Raw genomic sequence first — 18,406 nt, 5'->3', positions numbered from 1 at the left:
GCGATACCGCTTCGATTGCTGCCACTGCACAGACGATTTACATAGTCGGCTGTGGTAAGGAAAAAGGCAACGACAACGCAAACAACGTCAAAGCCTATATCACGATCACACCGGATCAGGCTGTGGCGACGGTTCTCAACTGAACTGATAGTTTGACCAGGGATAATGTCATGAGACTTGTCCCTGATTCTTTTCCATCGATGAGTGTGGCACGAGGTCGTGCACAAACTTAACGGCTTGGAGACGATGTTGTAGGCTCTCGTTCCGATAGTTCTTAAGCAGAAGACGCCTCCTCGCAACAAGATGGATAATAAGGCTCGGTACTACGGTACCGAGCCTTTTTCGTTAAGTCGTCCGACTTCCATGGTCAACTGACTTCCATGTCCTTACCCTGCCGGGCCTATCCGCAGCTGACCGGACCTTTTCCTCTCAGAATGAATATTGAATTCTGGAAAGCATTTTCCCCCACGCTTGATGACTTCAGCTGCACGATAAAGAAAGTCCCGCCAGTGTTAATGACGGGACTTACATTGAGACAGATATGTTGGTACTGCCTATTTCATCAACACTCCGCCAGAGCTAACGACGGAACTCCCGGCGCTCCAAGTATTCAAGAGTCGAGCATTATGTGACCGTCACTTTGAAAGTGACGGTCACGTCCAATCGGTCACTTCATCAAAACTCCGCCAGAATAATTCGCGGATTTCCGCGGAAGTATCTTCCCTACTTCAGCTCCAAAAGTTTCTTTATGGATGTGAACCTCTTTCCATCTGTACCTGTGGCATCAAGCCTGTAGTAGTATACTCCACTCGTTAACCTCTCCAGGTTTATTTCTTCCTGGTACCTTCCTCCTCCCATCGTTCCGTAACTGTATGTCGCTACATCCTGTCCGAGTACATTGTAGATAGTCAGTGTTACTTCCGATTGTTCTTTTAAATTGAACGCTATAGTCGTACTCGGATTAAATGGGTTGGGATAGTTCTGGAATAATGCGAAGTCTGTAGGAGTAGATACATCTACAGTAATCTCATTATATGTATGCTTCACTCCGTCTGTTGTCACATTCTCCAGCTCATATGTGTATTTACCTGCTGTCTGGAGTGAGTTATCAGTATAAGAATATGATTTGCCGTCTGTACTTGTTCCAAGTCCCTTTAGTGCCACATCGCTTGTGTAGCTTGCTATCTCCTTGAATGCTGTCTCACCTTGCATCTCTCTCATTACGATAAATCCTGCATTGTTAGTCTCTGATCCTGTCTTCCAGTCGAGTCTTACTCCATAGTCCTGTGTACTTGCTGTGAATGCAGTGAGACTGACTGATAGTGAGAAGTCTGATGGAATGAAAGATAGCTGATTGCCTCCTCCGCTCAAGTTCCCGTGTATGTCCTGGGCACATACCGCATAATACGAACGATCTCCTGTTATCGGATGAGTGTCTGCAAAAACAGTGTCTGTGGTTGTAGCTAACGCCGTCAGCTCGTAAGGTTCGTCGATTGGTGAAGTGCTTCGGTATATGGCATATCTCCACATGTCCGGTTCTTTATTCTTCTTCCATGACATATCGACCGCACCAGAAACCACATTGCCGGATACTGAACTCGGAGGGTCGGGAGGAATGTTGTCCACTGAATAGCCGCTATCTTCATTAGATATAAAGAACACGTTCGGATCACTTGTATGCGCTGTGACCAGGAACGTGCAACAATGGGTACCTGTGGACGTCGAGTCTTCATACGTTGAAGCGACGACGTTGTATTGAGGTGACTGAACCGCCGGAACACTCGTTATGAAATCGTACAAGATTCCCAGCGTATCGTTCAACGGACCTGGCTCTCCTCTCTTGCCAAGGCCGCTCTGTAATGCCGGAATCCTACGCCATAATCCGTATGTCACAATCTGGTGGGCAGACACTGCCGAGTCGGCGAGTGACCGGCCCCAGCTAATGCGGACTCTTCCTCCCTGATCATTCCCAACGTCCTTTACGCCAACGATGTTGGGCGCTCCATTTACCCAGACCCACGCTGCTCCTGCACCGCTATTGTCCCAATATCCACCGACGATTGCCGTATTGCCATCAGCAGAAAGAGAAACAGACCACCCTTGGCATGCGCCACCAACAGCTCCGGTGCCGACGAGCTTGCCGCCCTGCTGACTCCATACTCCACCAGATCGCGTATACACCCATACTGCCCCCCCCCATGCAGAGCTGTTGTCGGAAGGTCCACCGACGATTGCCGTATTACCGTCGGCAGAAAGAGAAACAGAGTAGCCTTGTTGTGCGGAACCGATAGCTCCGGTGCCAACAAGCTTGGTGCCTTGCTGACTCCATACTCCCCCAGATCGCGTATACACCCACGCTGCTCCTGCATCGCCATTGTCGTCATATCCACCGACGATTGCAGTATTACCATCAGCAGAAAGAGAAACAGAGCCGCCTTGTAGTGCACCTTGTAGTGCACTACCGACAGCTCCGGTGCCGACGAGCTTGCTGCCCTGCTGACTCCATACTCCCCCAGATCGCGTGAACACCCACGCTGCTCCTAAGCCGCTGTTGTCACCAAGTCCACCGACGATTGCCGTATTGCCATCAGCAGAAAGAGAAACAGAGTAGCCTTGTTGTGCGGAACCGACAGCTCCGGTGCCGACGAGCTTGCTGCCCTGCTGACTCCATACTCCACCAGATCGCGTATACACCCACGCTGCTCCTGCACCGCTATTGTCCCCATATCCACCGACGATTGCCGTATTACCATCAGCAGAAAGAGAAACAGAATAGCCTTGACATGCGCTCCCGTCAGCGCCCGTGCCGACGAGCTTGCTCCCTTGCTGACTCCATACTCCCCCAGATCGCGTATACACCCACGCTGCTCCTGCATAGCTACTGTCGCAAAGTCCACCGACGATTGCCGTATTACCATCAGCAGAAAGAGAAACAGAGCCGCCTTGATGTGCGGTACCGACAGCTCCGGTGCCGACAAGCTTGCTGCCTTCCTGTACGTATTGCGCGGTCGCACTGGGTAGTGCAATGCACCACACAACAACGAGCACAGTCAATAAATAAGTACGGTGTGATAACATTTGAACCTCCCTTTTATCTGGATTCCATTGCTAGCCATTCGGCTCTTCACTGGAAATCATGACCTGATTGATTGCAATCTCGCCAGCGTCTCATCTACATGAGACTGAGAAGTCTTAATGTTGCTCGGGAGGGGGATGCCTGGAGGTTCTCTTAGCAGCTCTGCAGTTAATTACCTGACGCATAAATGTAACCGCCCTTTTTGTGATAGTCAAACTCACGACCAGATAATGTGCGGATGTGACCGTCACTTTCAAAGTGACGGTCACATCGCCGTTCCCTCTTTCACACTGACACAGCGGCGGCGTGAACCTTCGGAGACAAAATATGGTTCAGCATAAGGATACATCACCGCTAAACAAAAACATGGAGGAATAAAACGCATGATCATCGTTCACGATATATTTGTCTGCAAGCCGGGTAACGCTTCCAAGCTGGCAAAGATCTTCAAGGAAGCAATGGCTAAGGATCCGAACCTCGTACACATCATGACCGACATGACGGGCCAGTACAACCGTGTCATCATGGTCTCACAGTATAAAAGCCTGACGGAATACGAACAGAGCTGGGAAGCGATGAAGAACCCGACAAAGGAAATGCAGGAAGCGATGAAGAAGATGGAGGGCTATCAGGAAATGTATCTTACAGGCAGCCGCGAGATTTATAAGACGTGGTGAAAAAGATCAGCAACCGTAGCTCTTACTGAACCAGCAGCGGTTACTTCAGCCTGCTCGTCTGCTCAGTTCATCCCATACGCCGAGATCATGTGCTCCCGCGCCAGGTAATCCGCGCTGACGTTAGGCTTCTGAATGAGAAGCGTTCCACCGCCATAGACGCGGGAGAGCTGGCTCGCGAGGAGCTCGAGGTGGTCTTCCATGCTCATCTCCATGTCGTCTGCTTTCGGGATATCGTGGTCGGTCGAGTAATCGGCGAAGTGCCCTTGCCTTAGGAACTCGAGTGCGACCTCCCGCGGTGCGGCGTAGAATTCCTCGTGAAGCTTGTCAGCCAGGAGTATGCGTTCCTGATGTTGCGCGCCGTTCCACGACACCGCCACGCCATGTGCAGCGAGGATCGGGCTGAGTACTCTATACTCAACAAACATCCAGTACGGCCCCGGGTTAATGTTCCAGATTTCTTTCCTGGTAACGAGAGTCATGCAGCTCGTCGTCGGCACGATGGCGACCCAGCGGCTGCGCGTCTCGCAAGACATCCAGGCATCGAAGTCCTTCAGGAACGGTATATAGATTCGTTCTGCGCCCGGCGGCGGGGGCTGCAAGTCGGCGATCGGATTGCTTCCCGAGCGCCTCTTCGCCGGAGGAAGCTCAGGCCGCCGTCGCAGAGGAGGCAGCAGCTGAACGATCGGTGAAGAGCTGTTGGACATCACTCTGCCCTACATGAACAGGTTGAGGTATTCGGTGAACAAAAAGAGTCTGTTCCTCTTGAATCCGGTTACTTCCTTGAGAATGCCGAGGCGTTCAAAGTCGGCTATGAGAGCGCCTGTAGTAGGATGCGTGAGTCCAAGCTTTTGCTTTGCGCTGTTAATGGTTATGACCGGGTTGCTGTACAGCACGTTCATAAATAGTCTGGCACTCTTTACTTTCTTTCCCATCCCGACGATTCTTGTCCCTTCGATATCGTCCTTCAGCTTGAGAATTTTCTTGAGTGTCTCGACACCCGTGTTCGATGTCTCCGCTATCGCGACGAGGATGAATTTCACCCATTGGGTAATGTCGTGGTGAGTTCGAACAAGCGTCAGGTTATCGTAATAGACGCCCTTGTGTTTCTCAAGGTAATCCGACAGGTAAAGTGTCGGTTTGGACAGGAGTCCCTTACTCACGAGGTAAAGTGTAATCAAGAGCCTTCCTATCCTCCCGTTACCATCGAGGAAGGGATGGATTGTCTCGAACTGGTAATGAGCAATTGCAATCCTGATCAGCTCAGGCACGTCTATATTCACGTTGTGCAGGAAATTCTCGAGGTCCCCCATCAGGGTGTCTATTCTGGAATGATGTGGAGGAACAAAGACAGCGTCCTCGATGGAGGCTCCGCCGATCCAATTCTGACTCGTTCTGTACTCTCCCGGCGTTTTGTGTGTGCCTCGGACACCCGCGAGAAGAATTTTGTGTGTTTTCTTCAGCATCCGCGTCGAGAGAGGAATATCCTTCAATTCTTCTATCGCGGCATTCATTGCCGTTATGTAATTCTGGACTTCCTGCCAGTCCTCCCGCTTCCCGGGAAGGACATCCTGCTTGTCTGACACCGCTTCCTCAATTTCAGTTTTCGTTCCTTCGATCCGGCTTGACTTCGCAGCTTCTTTTGCGACGTGCATCCTTATAAAGACATCTATATCCGGAACGGAATGGGCAAAGGCATTGAGTTCGCCAAGCTTGCGGCTCGCGTCAGCCAGAAGCTTATTGATTTTCGGATCGGACCACGACCATTCATGATTAATGGTTGTGGGGTCGAAACTCTTATATCCGTATTGCTGGGTGAAGACGCCAGCCGAATATTCCTTCAGATCCATTTTGGGCTATTTCGCATGGTCCTCAAGTGTTCAGACTTTCATATGGAATCTTATATGTAAGCTTACCTCTCGAAACTAATATAAGATGATCCATATTAAAGGGAAACAGAGTAAGTCAAAATATCAACCCCCGATTATCCCTGGACGAGTCCGCATCCGTTTTTGTGTCTTTTTAGAATGTTTCTCGCAGTTCTTGAGCTCAGTTCACAGCTTTCTGGTACTCTCAACCGGTTCAGACGCAGGTGGCTCTGTTGGATCCTCCTACAAAATGAAGTGAACACCAGAGAAACTGGCGGCATAGAAAGTAGCCTGGACAGGTGATCGCAGTTTGAAGCTTTTCAAGAAAGATATATAAATGCGCCCGACGGCGGGGGCTGCAAGTCGGCAGTCGAATTAAGTCCGTAGAGTATGTTCCTCTTCGCCGGAGGCATCTCCGGCCGCTTCCCGGAGATAAGGAGTTCCACGATATAATCGATAATGAAAGCCGGGTCGCTTCTGTTTCCGCTTCCTTCGGCCGCTGATATGGCATCGGCTATGATTTGGTCTCGAAGGCGCATGGTGATTCTCCTACTCCAACGTAGTTGGTCCGGGTGGATGGAGTCCTATCATTGAGTGATAATAATACATTTTAAGATTCAGAAACCACGACAATCCGAGCCGGGCTTAGAGAAGCGTTACTGGGTGGCGATTCAATCGGGTGGGCGGATGGTTCGAATTACTTTGAGACCAGCGCTTCTAGCAGGGACGATATCTCTTCAAGATGGAAGGCGTTTTCAATCACTACTGCACAACTCTGTCCGTTGTAAAATCTCTGAACCGGCTCAGACAACTGCTTCACGGCGTGGAACTTCAGCATTTTTCTCACTTCATCTTCAGGAAGCATTGCAACCAGAGTGATTTTCTTCTTCCTTATCTTAAAGAAAGCCACATTCCGTCCCTTCACAACTGAGATGTAGTATTTCTGAGGATTAAATCCAACGGAACTGTCGAAAACCAGGAGCTGTTCTTTCAGCTTGGAATAAACCTTCTTAATGTTCTCAGATACTCCATCAAAATGGTATTCTTCGGAGTATTCTCGCTTTTCTGATTCAGGTCTTGTCTCACCATCAGCATCGATGTACTTAATACTTTCAAACTCGGGATGCATCATGAATATTTCGTCCGAGCCGCTGATTAGCTTCTTCACTATCATTGGCTTGACGGCCTTTCCCCAGGTGTCAAAGTACGTCTCACTTATTTCAGGTAGTTCTGGCTTCTCGGCATCGAGGATAAGTAGAATATTCTGACTATTTTCGATTGTGTCTTTGAGGAATTTATAGACTTCCTTGTCCCCAAGGTAAGCTTTGAATTCCTTCTTCAGCTCAGAATCGCCATTCACTAACGAAAATATCTTCTCAACGAGTTCGGCTTGGTTGGCAGTATTTTTAAAGAAGCCGAAGAATTTTGTGATCTGAGGAAAAATATGGTCAAAAAAACTGTGGGTGGAGAGCTCTACCTCTACCAGGTAAAACTCTGGGTTGTCAATATCCGAAAGATCGAACAAGAAGGCATCTGGGATCGAGCCACCGAAAGTCTTGGTCGAAATCTTCTTCTTTGCATCAATGATTATCGAATCCTTCCCAAAGAACAACTTGGAATTGGAAATAATGTCTTTCTCGAATTCATCTTCTCTCTCGAACGGGTAGTCAGTGTACTCCCTCTTGTTATGGAAGAGAATCACGTTGTTTGCTCCTTCTTGCTACCGTGATCCCTGGCCCTACTCTTCCCCGCTGCTCTCTTGCCTTTCGCAGACTCCGCTTTCCTCTTCAAAAGTTCTATGAAATTGACTGTCGGAAGCATAATCTTGCCGTGCAAGGAAGTCCCTGTAGCCTCCGCAACAATTCCTCTCGCTACGGAGTATGCCATAGCAAGCCCGTTTGGACCGAGCAGTTTGTCAACGTCCTCTTTGGGGGTGTTTCTGTCAAACTCAAACAAACCGTAGATCCTAATATGAATTCTGTACGCACATTTTTTGTAACGGGCCTCAGAGTCGTTCAGCCTAACATCAAGGTCTATCCTGAATTGCGCCCCATCCTTTCGTTGTTTCATCTCAAAATTTACACTGAGGTCATCTTTGGTGGGGCTGCCGCGATGTGGATGAAATTCAGGGTTAGCTTCAACATGCAAGAGCTGGACAACAAAGTCCTTAAGCTGCATTGGGGACAGGGTGCTCATCGGCTTCCTCTCTGGGCTTGAACAGTTTGAAGTTGGCTTCTGCAAATATGCATTCGACATCTTCTCTATCGAATGCGCTCGCACGAGCGCTCATATGAACACTAAACTCCGCGTTCAGTGCTCTTGACACCTCAAAAAGCTTTTTGAGGGTGAGGTTCTCGGATCCCCTGAGCAGCTTGGTAACGTACGCGGCAGAACAATTGAGTTTCTCGGCAAGTTTTCCACGTGTCATGTTCTGCGTCTTGAGCAACGATGCGATGTCCTCAGACACACGCAGAATAAGCCCCTGGAAAATGAACTCGGGATCATCTTTGAACTTATCAAGAAGTTGATTGAACCGTTCTTTAGGTTCCATAGATGCCCTCAGATTGATTATCTAATATTTTCGAGCAGTTGTTTGGCTTTCTTTAAATCGGACTTTGATAACCTGTCCGTTTTCTTCTTCAGAGCGTGCACCAAAACAATGGTACGCTTTCCCTTCACTGGTAGAAATCCACAGAGAATTCTCAGCTGGAAGGATTTGAATGCATAGATTGGCCCATCCTCATGCTTGAACTTTTCTTCGTTCCGAATTTCACCCTGGTCACAAAACAGCTTGAAGAGATTTAGAACTTTCTTCTGATCTGGTTCCGACAGTGCTTCGATAAACTCGAGAACTTGGCAACGGCCTGACTCATCCACACAAACCGCAATTTCACCTTTTGGCCCTGACTGAATCTGCTTTACTGACACTTGCAAGTTAACCTATAGGTTAAGTAATGTCAAGAGGCAAAACGATGGAAAAAACCCACGGTTTTTTCTCCTTTCGTAAGATTCTGTCAGACAAAGGTCTCGTTCTCGGAGGGGCACTCATGTCTTAATTCTCTGGGCTATAAGGCGGATAAATGTTCCTGTCATGTAAACATAGAATTCCGCAAGCTCATAGGTAAGTTCAGTATTGGGCTCATTGCCCTCCCTTCGTCCATGTCTTGAAGAAAATTCGTGCGCAGTTTTTGAGTACAAGAACAGCATCTGTCCCCAATGTTCTTCTAACCCGACAAACCTAACAAACTCTTTTCTCATCTCATCGGAATCGAAGGGCTTATCTTTTTTAAGGATCGGTTTAACTAGAGACTCAAGGCTGCTGTATGCATTTGTAATGGCATCTTTGAGGTTCTTCCTCAACAGAGAACCAAGGGAGTTCTCAAAGAGCTCCCTTGTCTGCGGGAAGTTTTCCAACCAAGTAAGCGTTTCAAGAACAAGTGCCCTGTCAAGCTCCTCAGCTCCTGCCCGAGTAAATTTTCCATCGTGAAAGTTGAAACCCGGGTTGAGAGCACAATATTGCATAGCTTCTTCAATGGATTCCGTGAACCGTTCGTAAAGCGAAGGGTAACCTTTTCGAACAATACCAAGAGCGATTTCGCAGATGAGGATGCACCTTTCAATATTTTGGTTTCGAACGGCAGAGGAGAAATAGGGGTTCAGAGGTTCCCCCAAAGCAAAAGACACCTGTTGCCAAAGAGTTCCATGAACTCCCAATACTTTGGCGCCCTCCACTAGACGATCCAAAACTTGAGCAATCCGCTCTACTAATCTTCTCTGTTCAGAGTCGATCTTCGCGTTGAACCCCAACCTAGCGTAGATTTCTTTTATCATATTTGCTGTCTGACAATTATGTCCCAATTCCTTACGGACGGACAACTGGCAGAGTCACTAATTTTCAAGTATCCTTGATTTTTCACAGCTCCCCCTTAAACGCCTTGTCCAGCACCGACGGCAGTATGGCCTCCAACTCCCTCGTGGTTCCATGTTGTAGGAGAACGAGCTTATTAAGTACTCCTTCAAACTCATCTAATTTGTCGGTAATCTGGTTCTGGGCCTCAATGGGCGGGACTGGAATTAATTTTTGTTCAAGGAACATTTCCGGCACACGCTGCTGACCAGCGGAACCTTTGAAGTGTGAAGCCGCATCATCGCGGAAAGATCTCAGCCGCACGAGGTTCCAGATCCATTTACCAGAAACCTCAGGCCGGGGACGTATTACGTGAAATTCTGTTGAGCCAAATCCTAAGCCGTTTACCAAATCATGCGCCAATGCGGATTTGCCATTTTGCATGCACGGTGTGATTCGTGCGAAAATCACGTCGCCATTTTGAAATCGAGTGTGGCCCTTCCAAACCTCTTCACATTTCTTTATAACAGGATGTAGGATTTTTCCAGAGACATCATCGACAGCACTCATAGGGACAAACGACACTTCCTTTGACGGTTCTAGCACTGATGCTCCAACCAATCGCGGGTTTATTTCGGCCACCTCCGATAGCAATTTCATTTTTGTGGATGGGCTTGAGATAAGCTTCTCAAAATATGCATCCAAAAGAACTGATGATTCGGCAAGGGCTTCGTCTCTCAGCTTTCTCACCTCCTTGATCTTCGCAGCAAGTCCTTCTATTCGTGCCACGATGCGGCGCTGATTCTCGAGCGGAGGAAGAGGAATCTCAATCGAGAGAAACTGATCTGGACTTACTGTTTCTCTCCTTGCCCCGATCCCTCTCGACTTGAAACGAAGTCTTTCCCAAACGTTTGACTGCTTACAATACCAATCGAGATAATTGATGTCCAACTGCTCGGAGTCAGCCCTAAAAGTTGGAAACACCGGCGAGACATACCAACCGTCGAAAGATTCTGTAACCTTGGCGATTGCCCCTTCCCAAGCCTTGGGTTCACTGATCACAAAGTCACCTCGATGCAGTCTATTCAACTTTTTATAAGTTGTAGAACTTCCCGCCAAGGGACCGCGCGCCAAGAGGCCCCTAGCGAAGCTGTAAACCCCGGCGATCATGTATTCCCTAAGAGGGTCAACTGGGACTTCATCAAGAAGAAGATGAAGAACATCACCCAGCACGACCCGTTTCACATCGTTATTCTTCATCGATTACCCGATAGAGTGCGCAATATATCCTGCATGATCTCCGATATCCGATTTTCCTTCTCCAGAATGCTATTGGCTAATTTTTCAGGTGGCAAGTGTTCCAGTTCGTCTTTCTCACTTGGGTTTTTGATATCAAGATCGACCGAGACGAGATTTCCTTCAGCGTCGTACTTCAACACATCTTTAGCTTTGACTTTCCATGCCCGTTCATTCTCTTTGCGCTTTTTCCACCAGGCGATACAATCTGCAAACTCCTCGAACTGAATCGGCGCCGTCTTTGTGTAGTTCTTCTTCCCCTCAGGAAGCGGCTGTTCGTAATACCAGATTTCTTCCGTACCTTTGGAACGGTCGAAGAAAAGAATGTTTGTAGGTATGCCTGTGTAGGGAGCAAAGACGCCCTCTGGCAGCTTGACAATCGTGTGAAGGTTGAATTCCTTCAGCAATTCTTCTTTTATCTTGGCACAGACTCCGTCGCCGAACAACGTTCCGTTTGGTACAATCACTGCCGCCCTTCCGGGTTTGCCTACTCGCCTCAACTTCCTCATGATGAGCTGAAGAAAGAGGAGCGCGGTCTCGGATGTCTGTTTATCCGCAGGGAAATTGTTTCGGATTCCCTTTTCCTCTTCGCCGCCGAAAGGTGGATTCGTCATTATTATATCAACTCTGTCCTTCTCTCCGAGATCTGAAAGTTTCACTTCGAGACTGTTCCTTGGAGAGATTTGCGGATACTCCAACCCGTGGAGCAAAAGGTTCAATTGGCAAAGCATGTAAGGAAGAGTCTTGGCTTCGCCACCATAAATGCTTTCCTTCTGGAGAGTCTCCCTCTCTTCAACTGTCTTGCACTGCTTTTCAACGTGGAGATAAGACTCAGCAAGAAATCCGCCTGTTCCTGCGGCGGGGTCGAGAACGGTTTCACCTAACTTCGGGGCCATAACTTCGACGATGAATTTTATTACAGGTCGAGGCGTATAGAACTCGCCGGAGTCGCCGGCCGAATCTCTCATCTCTTTCAAAAGAGACTCGTAAAGGTAGCCAAGTGTGTGTATCTCATCGGACGAATTAAAATGGATGCCGTTGATCTTGTTGATGACTTCGCGCAGGAGGTAACCGCTTTCCATACGGTTGCTGAGTCCCTTGAAGACGTTAGATATTATATCGCGTCTATCACCGTTCGTACTCTGGAGCGATCTCAAGTATGTGAAAAGTCCAGCTCCTCGCTTCCCATCAGGTCGTAACGCTTCATCATTGTTTATGAAATCTTTCAGTGCATTTCCAGAAATTCCATCTTCCTTTGCCGCCCAATCGCGCCAACGATACGGTGATTCGATTCCCGGCTTAAACTTCTCACCCCTCAACACCGCATCGGTTTCCCTTCTCTGCTCCAAATCATCTAGGAACTTGAGAAACATTATCCACGTCAGCATCGGGAGCCGATCTAAATCGCCGTTGAGTCCTTTGTCTTTACGCATTATGTCGCGGGCAGACTTGATTATGCTGCTGAGTTGCTGAGCGGTGGTTAATGGCTGCGAAGGATTTGTCTTTTTTGTTTTGCTCACTTGCTTTCCGTTTAACTATGCGGCATACAGGAAGACCTGGAGACTATCGACAGCCTCTTTTAGTCTCTCTGCTCCGCCAAATGTCTTTGTTATCTCGATAACGTTTCCGTGGTCGGAAATCGGCGGGACTTTCAACACGTCAGGCATCGTAAATTGCGTGGTGCCATGTTGTGCGTATTTCTCAAGCAGTTCCTCAAGGATTGCTTTTGCCTCTCCACCATATTTCTCGAAGAACTCTTTCTTTTCTTTCCTGACCCGCTCTGCTCGTTCACGCCTCGTTCTCAATGGAGAATTAAAGGCGACATAACACAGCAGATCAAAGGGGTCGGCGTCTGGTTGATTCGTTACTTGGGCGAGTTTCTCAAAATCTATTCCTCTTTCTTCGAGCCGTTCAATGATCTCCGATCTGTCTTTTGGATTAGCCCAGTGTTTCCTTAGATCGATCATGGATGGAAAAAGCGTGCGAACCTTGTCGGCGGTGTAGTCCGAGTACTTTACTACGCTCAATTGTTTGCCGTCAGGATCGAGTTCATAGACAAGTTCTGACGCAATTTCAACCTGTCCGCCATCATAATAGTATTTTCGTTTAACTCCCTCCGAATCGTCGCTTAGCGGGGGCGGAGTTTCATCCGTGCTCTCCTTTATTCCCTTGTACTCATGCTCCTCGAATTCAACTTCTGATTTGACGGTCTCTCCTGCCTCATTAATCTCCTCATCAGTTGCGAGAGCAGGTTCACCGTCGAATTCCGGATCGGCAAACAGGCGTGTCGCCGAACCGGTATAGTCGATTATATTGAAATAGAATTTTCCATAATCATCACGCACTCGCGTTCCCCTCCCAATGATCTGCTTGAATTCAGTCATCGAGTTGATAATCCGAGCAATGACAATATTCTTGCAGGTCGGAGCGTCGATGCCCGTCGTCAGCATCTGCGAGGTTGTGAGAATAACAGGACTGACCGACTCGATCTCCTGAAACTTTGAAAGGTGGGTGCGACCCGTGGTAAGCTCAAGGGCGGTGACGCGACAGACATAATCCGAGTATTGGGTAGTCAGATCGGCGTTCAAGTTTGTCAGTGCGCCGCGCATGTCCAACGCATGTTCTTGATCGACACAAAAGATAATGGTCTTGTCGAAGCGACTCGTCTCCTTCAAGAATTTTGTCAAATGTTTAGCGATGGCCTCCGTCCTCATCTTCAACGCGACAAGTCTTTCAAAATCCTCTGTATGATATTCTTTGTCAGGGATCTCTCTCCCGTACCTGTCGAGATCCCCTTTAGAAGGCCTCCAACCTGCCGCGTCCATGGTAGTCACGACTCTATGGACTTTGTAGGGTGCCAGGAAACCGTCTTCAATTCCTTGCTTCAGACTGTATGTATAAATTGGGTTCCCGAAGTAAGCGTAGGTATCTTTATTGTCCTGCCTGAGCGGGGTTGCTGTCATCCCGAGCTTGTATGCCGGGCTAAAGTAATCCAATATCTCACGCCAGTTGCTTTCCTCGTCGGCGCTTCCACGATGACACTCATCCACAATGATCAAATCGAAGAAATCTTTGCCGAACTCTTTATACAACCCGGGTCTTCGCTCGTCGCGGGCAATCGCTTGATAAATCGCAAAGTATATTTCACGACCCTTGCTTATCGTACCGTTTTCAATTTTATAACGCGCGTCTCCAAAGGCTGCAAAGGTTTTATCTTTGGGATCGTCGACCAGGACACTGCGGTCGGAGAGATAAAGAATTTTCGGCTTGCGATGCTCTCCCATGCGATTCCATCCGGCACTCCAAAGCTTCCAAGAAATTTGGAATGCTACGTCCGTCTTCCCTGTGCCAGTCGCCATCGTCAGGAGAATACGTTGCTTACCTTTCAGTATCGCTTCGATGCTTCTATTAATTGCAATGTCCTGATAGTAACGGGGAATCTTTCCTCCGGAATTGTAGGGGGTAAGGAGCTTCTTTACTGCGTCGTCGTCGAATTTAGATTTGCATTTCAAGCGGTTGAACAATTCATCCGGGCTGGGGAATCTAAGCAGGTTCGTTTCCCTTCCGGATAGATAATCGAACTCGACGATTCCATGGCCGTTGGTGGAGTAGGCAAACTTTAGCCCCAGCATCTCAGCATATTCTTTTGCCTGCTGCAAGCCGTCGCCGGGCTCTTTGTATGCTGCCTTAGCTTCCACAACTGCGACAGTGAAATCCCTCGTGTACCTCAGAAGATAATCCGCCCTCTTCTGAGGTCTTCTTTTGATTTTGTTCCCGATTACGACTATCCGACCGTCAGTGAAACTTTTCTGCTCTGTCAGCGAGTGAGGTTCATCCTCCCAGCCCGCTTCGGCCAGTTTTGGCAGGACGTATTTGCGACAGGTGTCGGCTTCAGTAATCACCCTTCGACCTGAATATCAGATGTCAATTTGAGCCCTTGTCTCCCTGATGCGAACTTGCCAAAGTTATACTGCGCCCTCTACTATTCCAAAATTCAGCCCATGCGTGGCACTCTCGTTTGCCGACGCAATGCAGTTTAGCCATTCAACCCTTGTATCTTATCGCGTTGTGCCATTCCAAGAACTCCCTGGATGGTCGCACTAGCTCTTGTAGGGGAACAGTCAGCAGATTCTTACCGTGGTACTTTCTATAATCTTTTCCATTGTCGAAATCCCCTTTCAACCTATGACTCACTTCCACGCGTAACTGAGGCGTCACGGTGATGTAGCCTGCATCAAACAAGATATGGACGTCAGCGCGGAGGAGGAGACCGTTCTGAGGATTATGAGGACCGTGATCCTTGAATGGTTTTATGTGTGCCGCTTCAAGAACTGGGGTGGTTCTTTCTCCAGTAATCGCGCAACGTCTCTGATATAGGTCAAGTAGTAAAGTCTTGAAGCCTCCCTGGCCCAGCCTAGCCTTTGCAAGGTATGCGGCGCCGTAGCCGCCAGGAATGTCTGAGATGTAGACCTCTTGATTTTCGGCCGCCATCCCCTTTCTCTCGAGCAGAAGTGACTCAACCTTCGACCACAACTGTCTGCCACTTTTGTTCGACGTATCGTAATATTGGCCTTGCTGATTGCTCAAGCTGAAGTCTGAAGGTGTTGGAATCCAGTCCTTCTTGTCGAAGAAAAACGGGGAGTTCAGAACCATGCATCCAATGGAATACTCACTATCGACCTCGGCCTCGTGCTCTTGTATGAGGGCAACTAGGCCAGGCAAGCTGTCTGCACCGTTTTTATCTCCGAATGCGTCCCAGGCCATCGAGATCGGGAGCACTGAATAGTGCAGATAAAAACCGCCGCCGGCAATGGCGTTCTCCGGAGATTTCAGCTTGAAGAGAAAGGGTTGCCCCGGCTGGATAGTCGTGAGGCGGGTTTTGGAATGCGGCTTCCAGAAATTGACCTCGTCTGGCATCGGCTTCAGTGTCGCCAGGTAGTGGTACCACTTATTGTCAGTTACGGCGACGTAGAAGTTCATGGCTCTGCGTAAATTAAACCACAAGAGGCGCGTCTACGCGTCTGCGCGCTGAAGCGCACTAACATGCACTTCATGCACGTGCTGACGCTACGACGCGCAGGCACGGAGGAAGAATAATTAATCTCTCTGTGTCTCCCGTGTCTCTTTGGTTAATTTCATTCGCAAAGGCTCCCCTTCATTCCACTTTGCCATTTATGCCAACGATGAATATCATGGACCCGGGTTATGTATAGAATGTATATAGTGCGGAGGAGAAGAAAAAGTGGAGAGGGTTAAGCGTTCGCACTCTTGCGAGTCAAGCAGCTGCAGCATGGATTCTCCATGACCGATCATTCAACGCGCGCGATAGGCGCACGCACCCCGCCGCACGTCAGCGATTCATTGACAGTCATGGACGGATGAAACGAGCAATTTATTTTGAGCTAATATTTTTTTCAACATCGCCTAACCGGAGTGTGAGCGCCGTGTTGTCGCTTTTCTTTCGCCGCCGCCCGATCGTCCTGCCGCAACTTCCCGGTTTCGTTTTTTCCACTGCCAGAGACCGGATGTAATTTCCTGCGGAAGTCGATGGCCTAGCGCTCTGGCAGCGAGAACAATCTGTCCGCGATGGTGGGCTTCGTGTGCCACGAGGTACGTCATGAAGTGTACCACATCGGAGGGGATATTAGACCAGGTAATATTAATGTTCAGCGCTCCCCCATCATCGAGACCTGCGGTCAGCAAGTCGACGATCCCCTGGCTGCTCCGCTTCAGGGCACTGAGTAGTTCATTACGACCGACACGCCTTCGGTCGACACTCTTCGGTACTTTAATCCCGTATTGTTTGCCGACCATTTTGATCCACATACACCGCGCATTATGGATATGGCCTGCGATCATGCGGATCGTCCGCCGTGGCGCGCCCGGAACCTTTTCGCTCCATAATTCCGCCGGGAGGTTTTCGAAAAAATATTCAGTCACCCGGTTGTTTGTACGCCAGGCGGAGAGAAGTTTATCGTGTTGATGGTTAGTCTTCATTCGGATCTTTTAAATTACATCTTCACGTGCATTGGGGTAGCGCTTAAGCGGTGCGGGAAAAAGGTCGTCAGTCTGCATAATCATTCGACGGACCGGATGTGCCGCTTCCTTCCATGGACGCTTCCCATGCCATTCATGCCAACGATCAATATCATGGACACGGGTTATGTGTAGAATGTAAACGGTGTGGAGGAGAAGAAAAAGAGGTGAGGGCTCATTTGACTGAGAGGCGTGTTGGAAGACGGGCCTAACCCGCTACGCCTGGAACGTCGTTTCATGAGGGGGATTGTCCGTCGGAGACGGATTTCGTCCGTCCGCCCCACCCAATGTCTGGGGAGAGGTCCTCAACCTCGTCGTCCGTCGGAAACATATACGGACGGACTCCTCGCAAAGACAGGTGGATGGGAGAGGCGTCCCCACGCACCATACAATTGCATGAAGTTTCCTTGTTGTGTATTTTATAGACGCAGTTGCGGTCTTTTGACAAGTTGTAGCCTGGAGAGGTGGCCGAGTGGCTGAAGGCAACGGTTTGCTAAACCGTCATACTCTGTAAAGGGGTATCGAGGGTTCGAATCCCTCCCTCTCCGCCAGAGGTTCCATCCCATCATTGTTCCATCACCGAAGCAAGTGAGTGGCTGAAGGCAATCCGCCATAGGCGGACTAGACTGTCATACTCTGTAAAGGGGTATCGAGTCCGCCTCCGGCGGAGAATCCCTCCCTCTCCGCTTCAAATGCAGTTGACTCCACAAGTATCGAGGGTTCTCCCGAAGGGATCCGCCTGTGGCGGAGAATCCCTCTTTCCGGTCGACGGAGCTCCGAAGGAGCGCAGTCGACCTCTCCGCCAGAGGTTCCATCCCATCATTGTTCCATCACCGAAGCAAGTGAGTGGCTGAAGGCAATCCGCCATAGGCGGACTAAACGGTCATACTCTCTAAAGGGGTATCGAGTCCGCCTCCGGCGGAGAATCCCTCCCTCCGGTCGACGAAGCTCCGAAGGAGCGCACCCGACCACGGTCAACGAACCTCCGCAAGGAGCGAAGTTGACTGCGCAGGGCTTCGTCGGGTGAACTCGACCTTTAGTCGACGAAGCTCGAACACATCATGGTCCACCGCTCTCGTCGAATCTCCACAAGAGCGTAGTCGACTTTAGTCGACGAAGCTCCTTCAGGAGCGAAGTTGACTACGCTAAAGCTTCGTCGAGCGCAGTCGACTACTGGCGGGACTTCGTAAAGTAAACCGCTGTGGATGAAGAACCCGTTCGATCGTCTCAGCTGAAAGAAACGCTGTCTGACGGAAAGTAATTGAATTACGGATTAGCTTTGCTCGAATAGTCATGGCGGAGTATGGTATTCTATTACGTGTATTTCTTGAGGAGTACTCTGCGGGACTTCCTGTATGTTGGCTCTACAAATGATCTCCGCAGAAGACTAAATGAACATGTTACGGGTTTGATCCAATCTACAAAGGCGTATCGACCACTTGAGCTCGTCGCTTATGTTGCCGTTCAAACCGAACGCAAAGCCAGAGAACTCGAAAAGTATTTCAAGACAGGTTCTGGCAAAGCTATTCTGAAGAAGCGAATCGTTTAGTCGACGAAGCTCGGACACATCATAGTCCACCACTCTCCTCGAATCTTCACAAGAGCGTAG

General features: G+C 49.1%; 15 protein-coding genes and 1 tRNA gene. 3 read left to right on the top strand and 13 right to left on the bottom strand.

The features are described 5' to 3' along the window. Window positions 1-723: 723 nt before the first annotated feature. Entirely contained in the window at window positions 724-3,078 is a 2,355-nt protein-coding gene (locus VIS48_09590) for a T9SS type A sorting domain-containing protein (GenBank protein ID HEY9166400.1), read from the bottom strand. A 381-nt stretch (window positions 3,079-3,459) separates the two neighbouring features. On the opposite strand from VIS48_09590, the gene VIS48_09585 reads away from it, so the two are divergent. After that, a complete protein-coding gene (locus VIS48_09585; protein ID HEY9166399.1) occupies window positions 3,460-3,753 on the top strand; it encodes an NIPSNAP family protein in 294 nt (97 codons plus the stop codon). Between the two features lie 62 nt (window positions 3,754-3,815). On the opposite strand, the gene VIS48_09580 is transcribed toward VIS48_09585, so the two are convergent. From VIS48_09580 to VIS48_09525, 12 genes are all read right to left on the bottom strand, one after another. Further along, the gene (locus tag VIS48_09580) at window positions 3,816-4,457 is read right to left on the bottom strand and encodes a hypothetical protein (GenBank protein HEY9166398.1); all 642 of its coding nucleotides are present in this window, start codon (window positions 4,455-4,457) and stop codon (window positions 3,816-3,818) included. A gap of 9 nt (window positions 4,458-4,466) precedes the next feature. Next, on the bottom strand, window positions 4,467-5,600 hold the full coding sequence (locus VIS48_09575; GenBank protein HEY9166397.1) for a Fic family protein: 1,134 nt from the start codon (window positions 5,598-5,600) through the stop codon (window positions 4,467-4,469). A gap of 338 nt (window positions 5,601-5,938) precedes the next feature. Further along, complete coding sequence (locus VIS48_09570; GenBank protein ID HEY9166396.1) at window positions 5,939-6,157, bottom strand: hypothetical protein; 219 nt, start codon at window positions 6,155-6,157, stop codon at window positions 5,939-5,941. A 158-nt stretch (window positions 6,158-6,315) separates the two neighbouring features. Then, on the bottom strand, window positions 6,316-7,320 hold the full coding sequence (locus tag VIS48_09565) for a DUF5655 domain-containing protein (protein HEY9166395.1): 1,005 nt from the start codon (window positions 7,318-7,320) through the stop codon (window positions 6,316-6,318). Further along, window positions 7,317-7,814, bottom strand: coding sequence for a protein-export chaperone SecB (locus tag VIS48_09560; protein HEY9166394.1), 498 nt, complete (start codon window positions 7,812-7,814; stop codon window positions 7,317-7,319). Before VIS48_09560 ends, VIS48_09565 begins: the two co-directional genes overlap by 4 nt. After that, window positions 7,786-8,169: a helix-turn-helix transcriptional regulator gene (locus tag VIS48_09555; protein HEY9166393.1), complete on the bottom strand. Its 384-nt coding sequence runs from the start codon at window positions 8,167-8,169 to the stop codon at window positions 7,786-7,788. The genes VIS48_09560 and VIS48_09555 overlap by 29 nt, the downstream gene beginning before the upstream one ends. A gap of 494 nt (window positions 8,170-8,663) precedes the next feature. Beyond that, on the bottom strand, window positions 8,664-9,449 hold the full coding sequence (locus VIS48_09550; protein HEY9166392.1) for a hypothetical protein: 786 nt from the start codon (window positions 9,447-9,449) through the stop codon (window positions 8,664-8,666). Window positions 9,450-9,531: 82 nt separating this feature from the next. Then, complete coding sequence (locus VIS48_09545) at window positions 9,532-10,725, bottom strand: restriction endonuclease subunit S (protein HEY9166391.1); 1,194 nt, start codon at window positions 10,723-10,725, stop codon at window positions 9,532-9,534. Next, window positions 10,722-12,281 carry a class I SAM-dependent DNA methyltransferase gene (locus VIS48_09540; GenBank protein ID HEY9166390.1) on the bottom strand — a complete coding sequence of 520 codons (1,560 nt, stop codon included), beginning with the start codon at window positions 12,279-12,281 and terminating at the stop codon, window positions 10,722-10,724. Before VIS48_09540 ends, VIS48_09545 begins: the two co-directional genes overlap by 4 nt. Before the next feature lie 15 nt (window positions 12,282-12,296). Beyond that, window positions 12,297-14,663 (bottom strand): DEAD/DEAH box helicase family protein, encoded by a 2,367-nt coding sequence (locus VIS48_09535; GenBank protein ID HEY9166389.1) that lies wholly within the window; start codon window positions 14,661-14,663, stop codon window positions 12,297-12,299. A 142-nt stretch (window positions 14,664-14,805) separates the two neighbouring features. Continuing rightward, a complete protein-coding gene (locus VIS48_09530; protein HEY9166388.1) occupies window positions 14,806-15,741 on the bottom strand; it encodes an HNH endonuclease in 936 nt (311 codons plus the stop codon). Between the two features lie 444 nt (window positions 15,742-16,185). After that, on the bottom strand, window positions 16,186-16,758 hold the full coding sequence (locus VIS48_09525; GenBank protein HEY9166387.1) for a DinB family protein: 573 nt from the start codon (window positions 16,756-16,758) through the stop codon (window positions 16,186-16,188). 497 nt (window positions 16,759-17,255) lie between these two features. Between VIS48_09525 and VIS48_09520 the strand changes: the two genes are divergently transcribed. Both VIS48_09520 and VIS48_09515 read left to right on the top strand, forming a co-directional pair. Continuing rightward, window positions 17,256-17,348, top strand: a tRNA-Ser gene (locus VIS48_09520). 752 nt (window positions 17,349-18,100) lie between these two features. Further along, entirely contained in the window at window positions 18,101-18,346 is a 246-nt protein-coding gene (locus tag VIS48_09515; GenBank protein HEY9166386.1) for a GIY-YIG nuclease family protein, read from the top strand. Window positions 18,347-18,406: the final 60 nt, after the last annotated feature.

It is taken from the genome of Candidatus Kryptoniota bacterium (assembly GCA_036567965.1).
Lineage (GTDB): Bacteria > Bacteroidota > Ignavibacteria > Kryptoniales > JAKASW01 > JAKASW01.
This window is presented reverse-complemented; position numbering and strand designations above follow the sequence as displayed.

Coding starts and splice junctions, on each gene's coding strand:
- VIS48_09515 (HEY9166386.1), top strand. CDS start 18,101: ATGGTATTCTATTACGTGTATTTCTTGAGGAGTACTCTGCGGGACTTC.
- VIS48_09590 (HEY9166400.1), bottom strand. CDS start 3,078: ATGTTATCACACCGTACTTATTTATTGACTGTGCTCGTTGTTGTGTGG.
- VIS48_09530 (HEY9166388.1), bottom strand. CDS start 15,741: ATGAACTTCTACGTCGCCGTAACTGACAATAAGTGGTACCACTACCTG.
- VIS48_09580 (HEY9166398.1), bottom strand. CDS start 4,457: ATGTCCAACAGCTCTTCACCGATCGTTCAGCTGCTGCCTCCTCTGCGA.
- VIS48_09550 (HEY9166392.1), bottom strand. CDS start 9,449: ATGATAAAAGAAATCTACGCTAGGTTGGGGTTCAACGCGAAGATCGAC.
- VIS48_09560 (HEY9166394.1), bottom strand. CDS start 7,814: ATGAGCACCCTGTCCCCAATGCAGCTTAAGGACTTTGTTGTCCAGCTC.
- VIS48_09575 (HEY9166397.1), bottom strand. CDS start 5,600: ATGGATCTGAAGGAATATTCGGCTGGCGTCTTCACCCAGCAATACGGA.
- VIS48_09545 (HEY9166391.1), bottom strand. CDS start 10,725: ATGAAGAATAACGATGTGAAACGGGTCGTGCTGGGTGATGTTCTTCAT.
- VIS48_09525 (HEY9166387.1), bottom strand. CDS start 16,758: ATGAAGACTAACCATCAACACGATAAACTTCTCTCCGCCTGGCGTACA.
- VIS48_09570 (HEY9166396.1), bottom strand. CDS start 6,157: ATGCGCCTTCGAGACCAAATCATAGCCGATGCCATATCAGCGGCCGAA.
- VIS48_09585 (HEY9166399.1), top strand. CDS start 3,460: ATGATCATCGTTCACGATATATTTGTCTGCAAGCCGGGTAACGCTTCC.
- VIS48_09555 (HEY9166393.1), bottom strand. CDS start 8,169: ATGGAACCTAAAGAACGGTTCAATCAACTTCTTGATAAGTTCAAAGAT.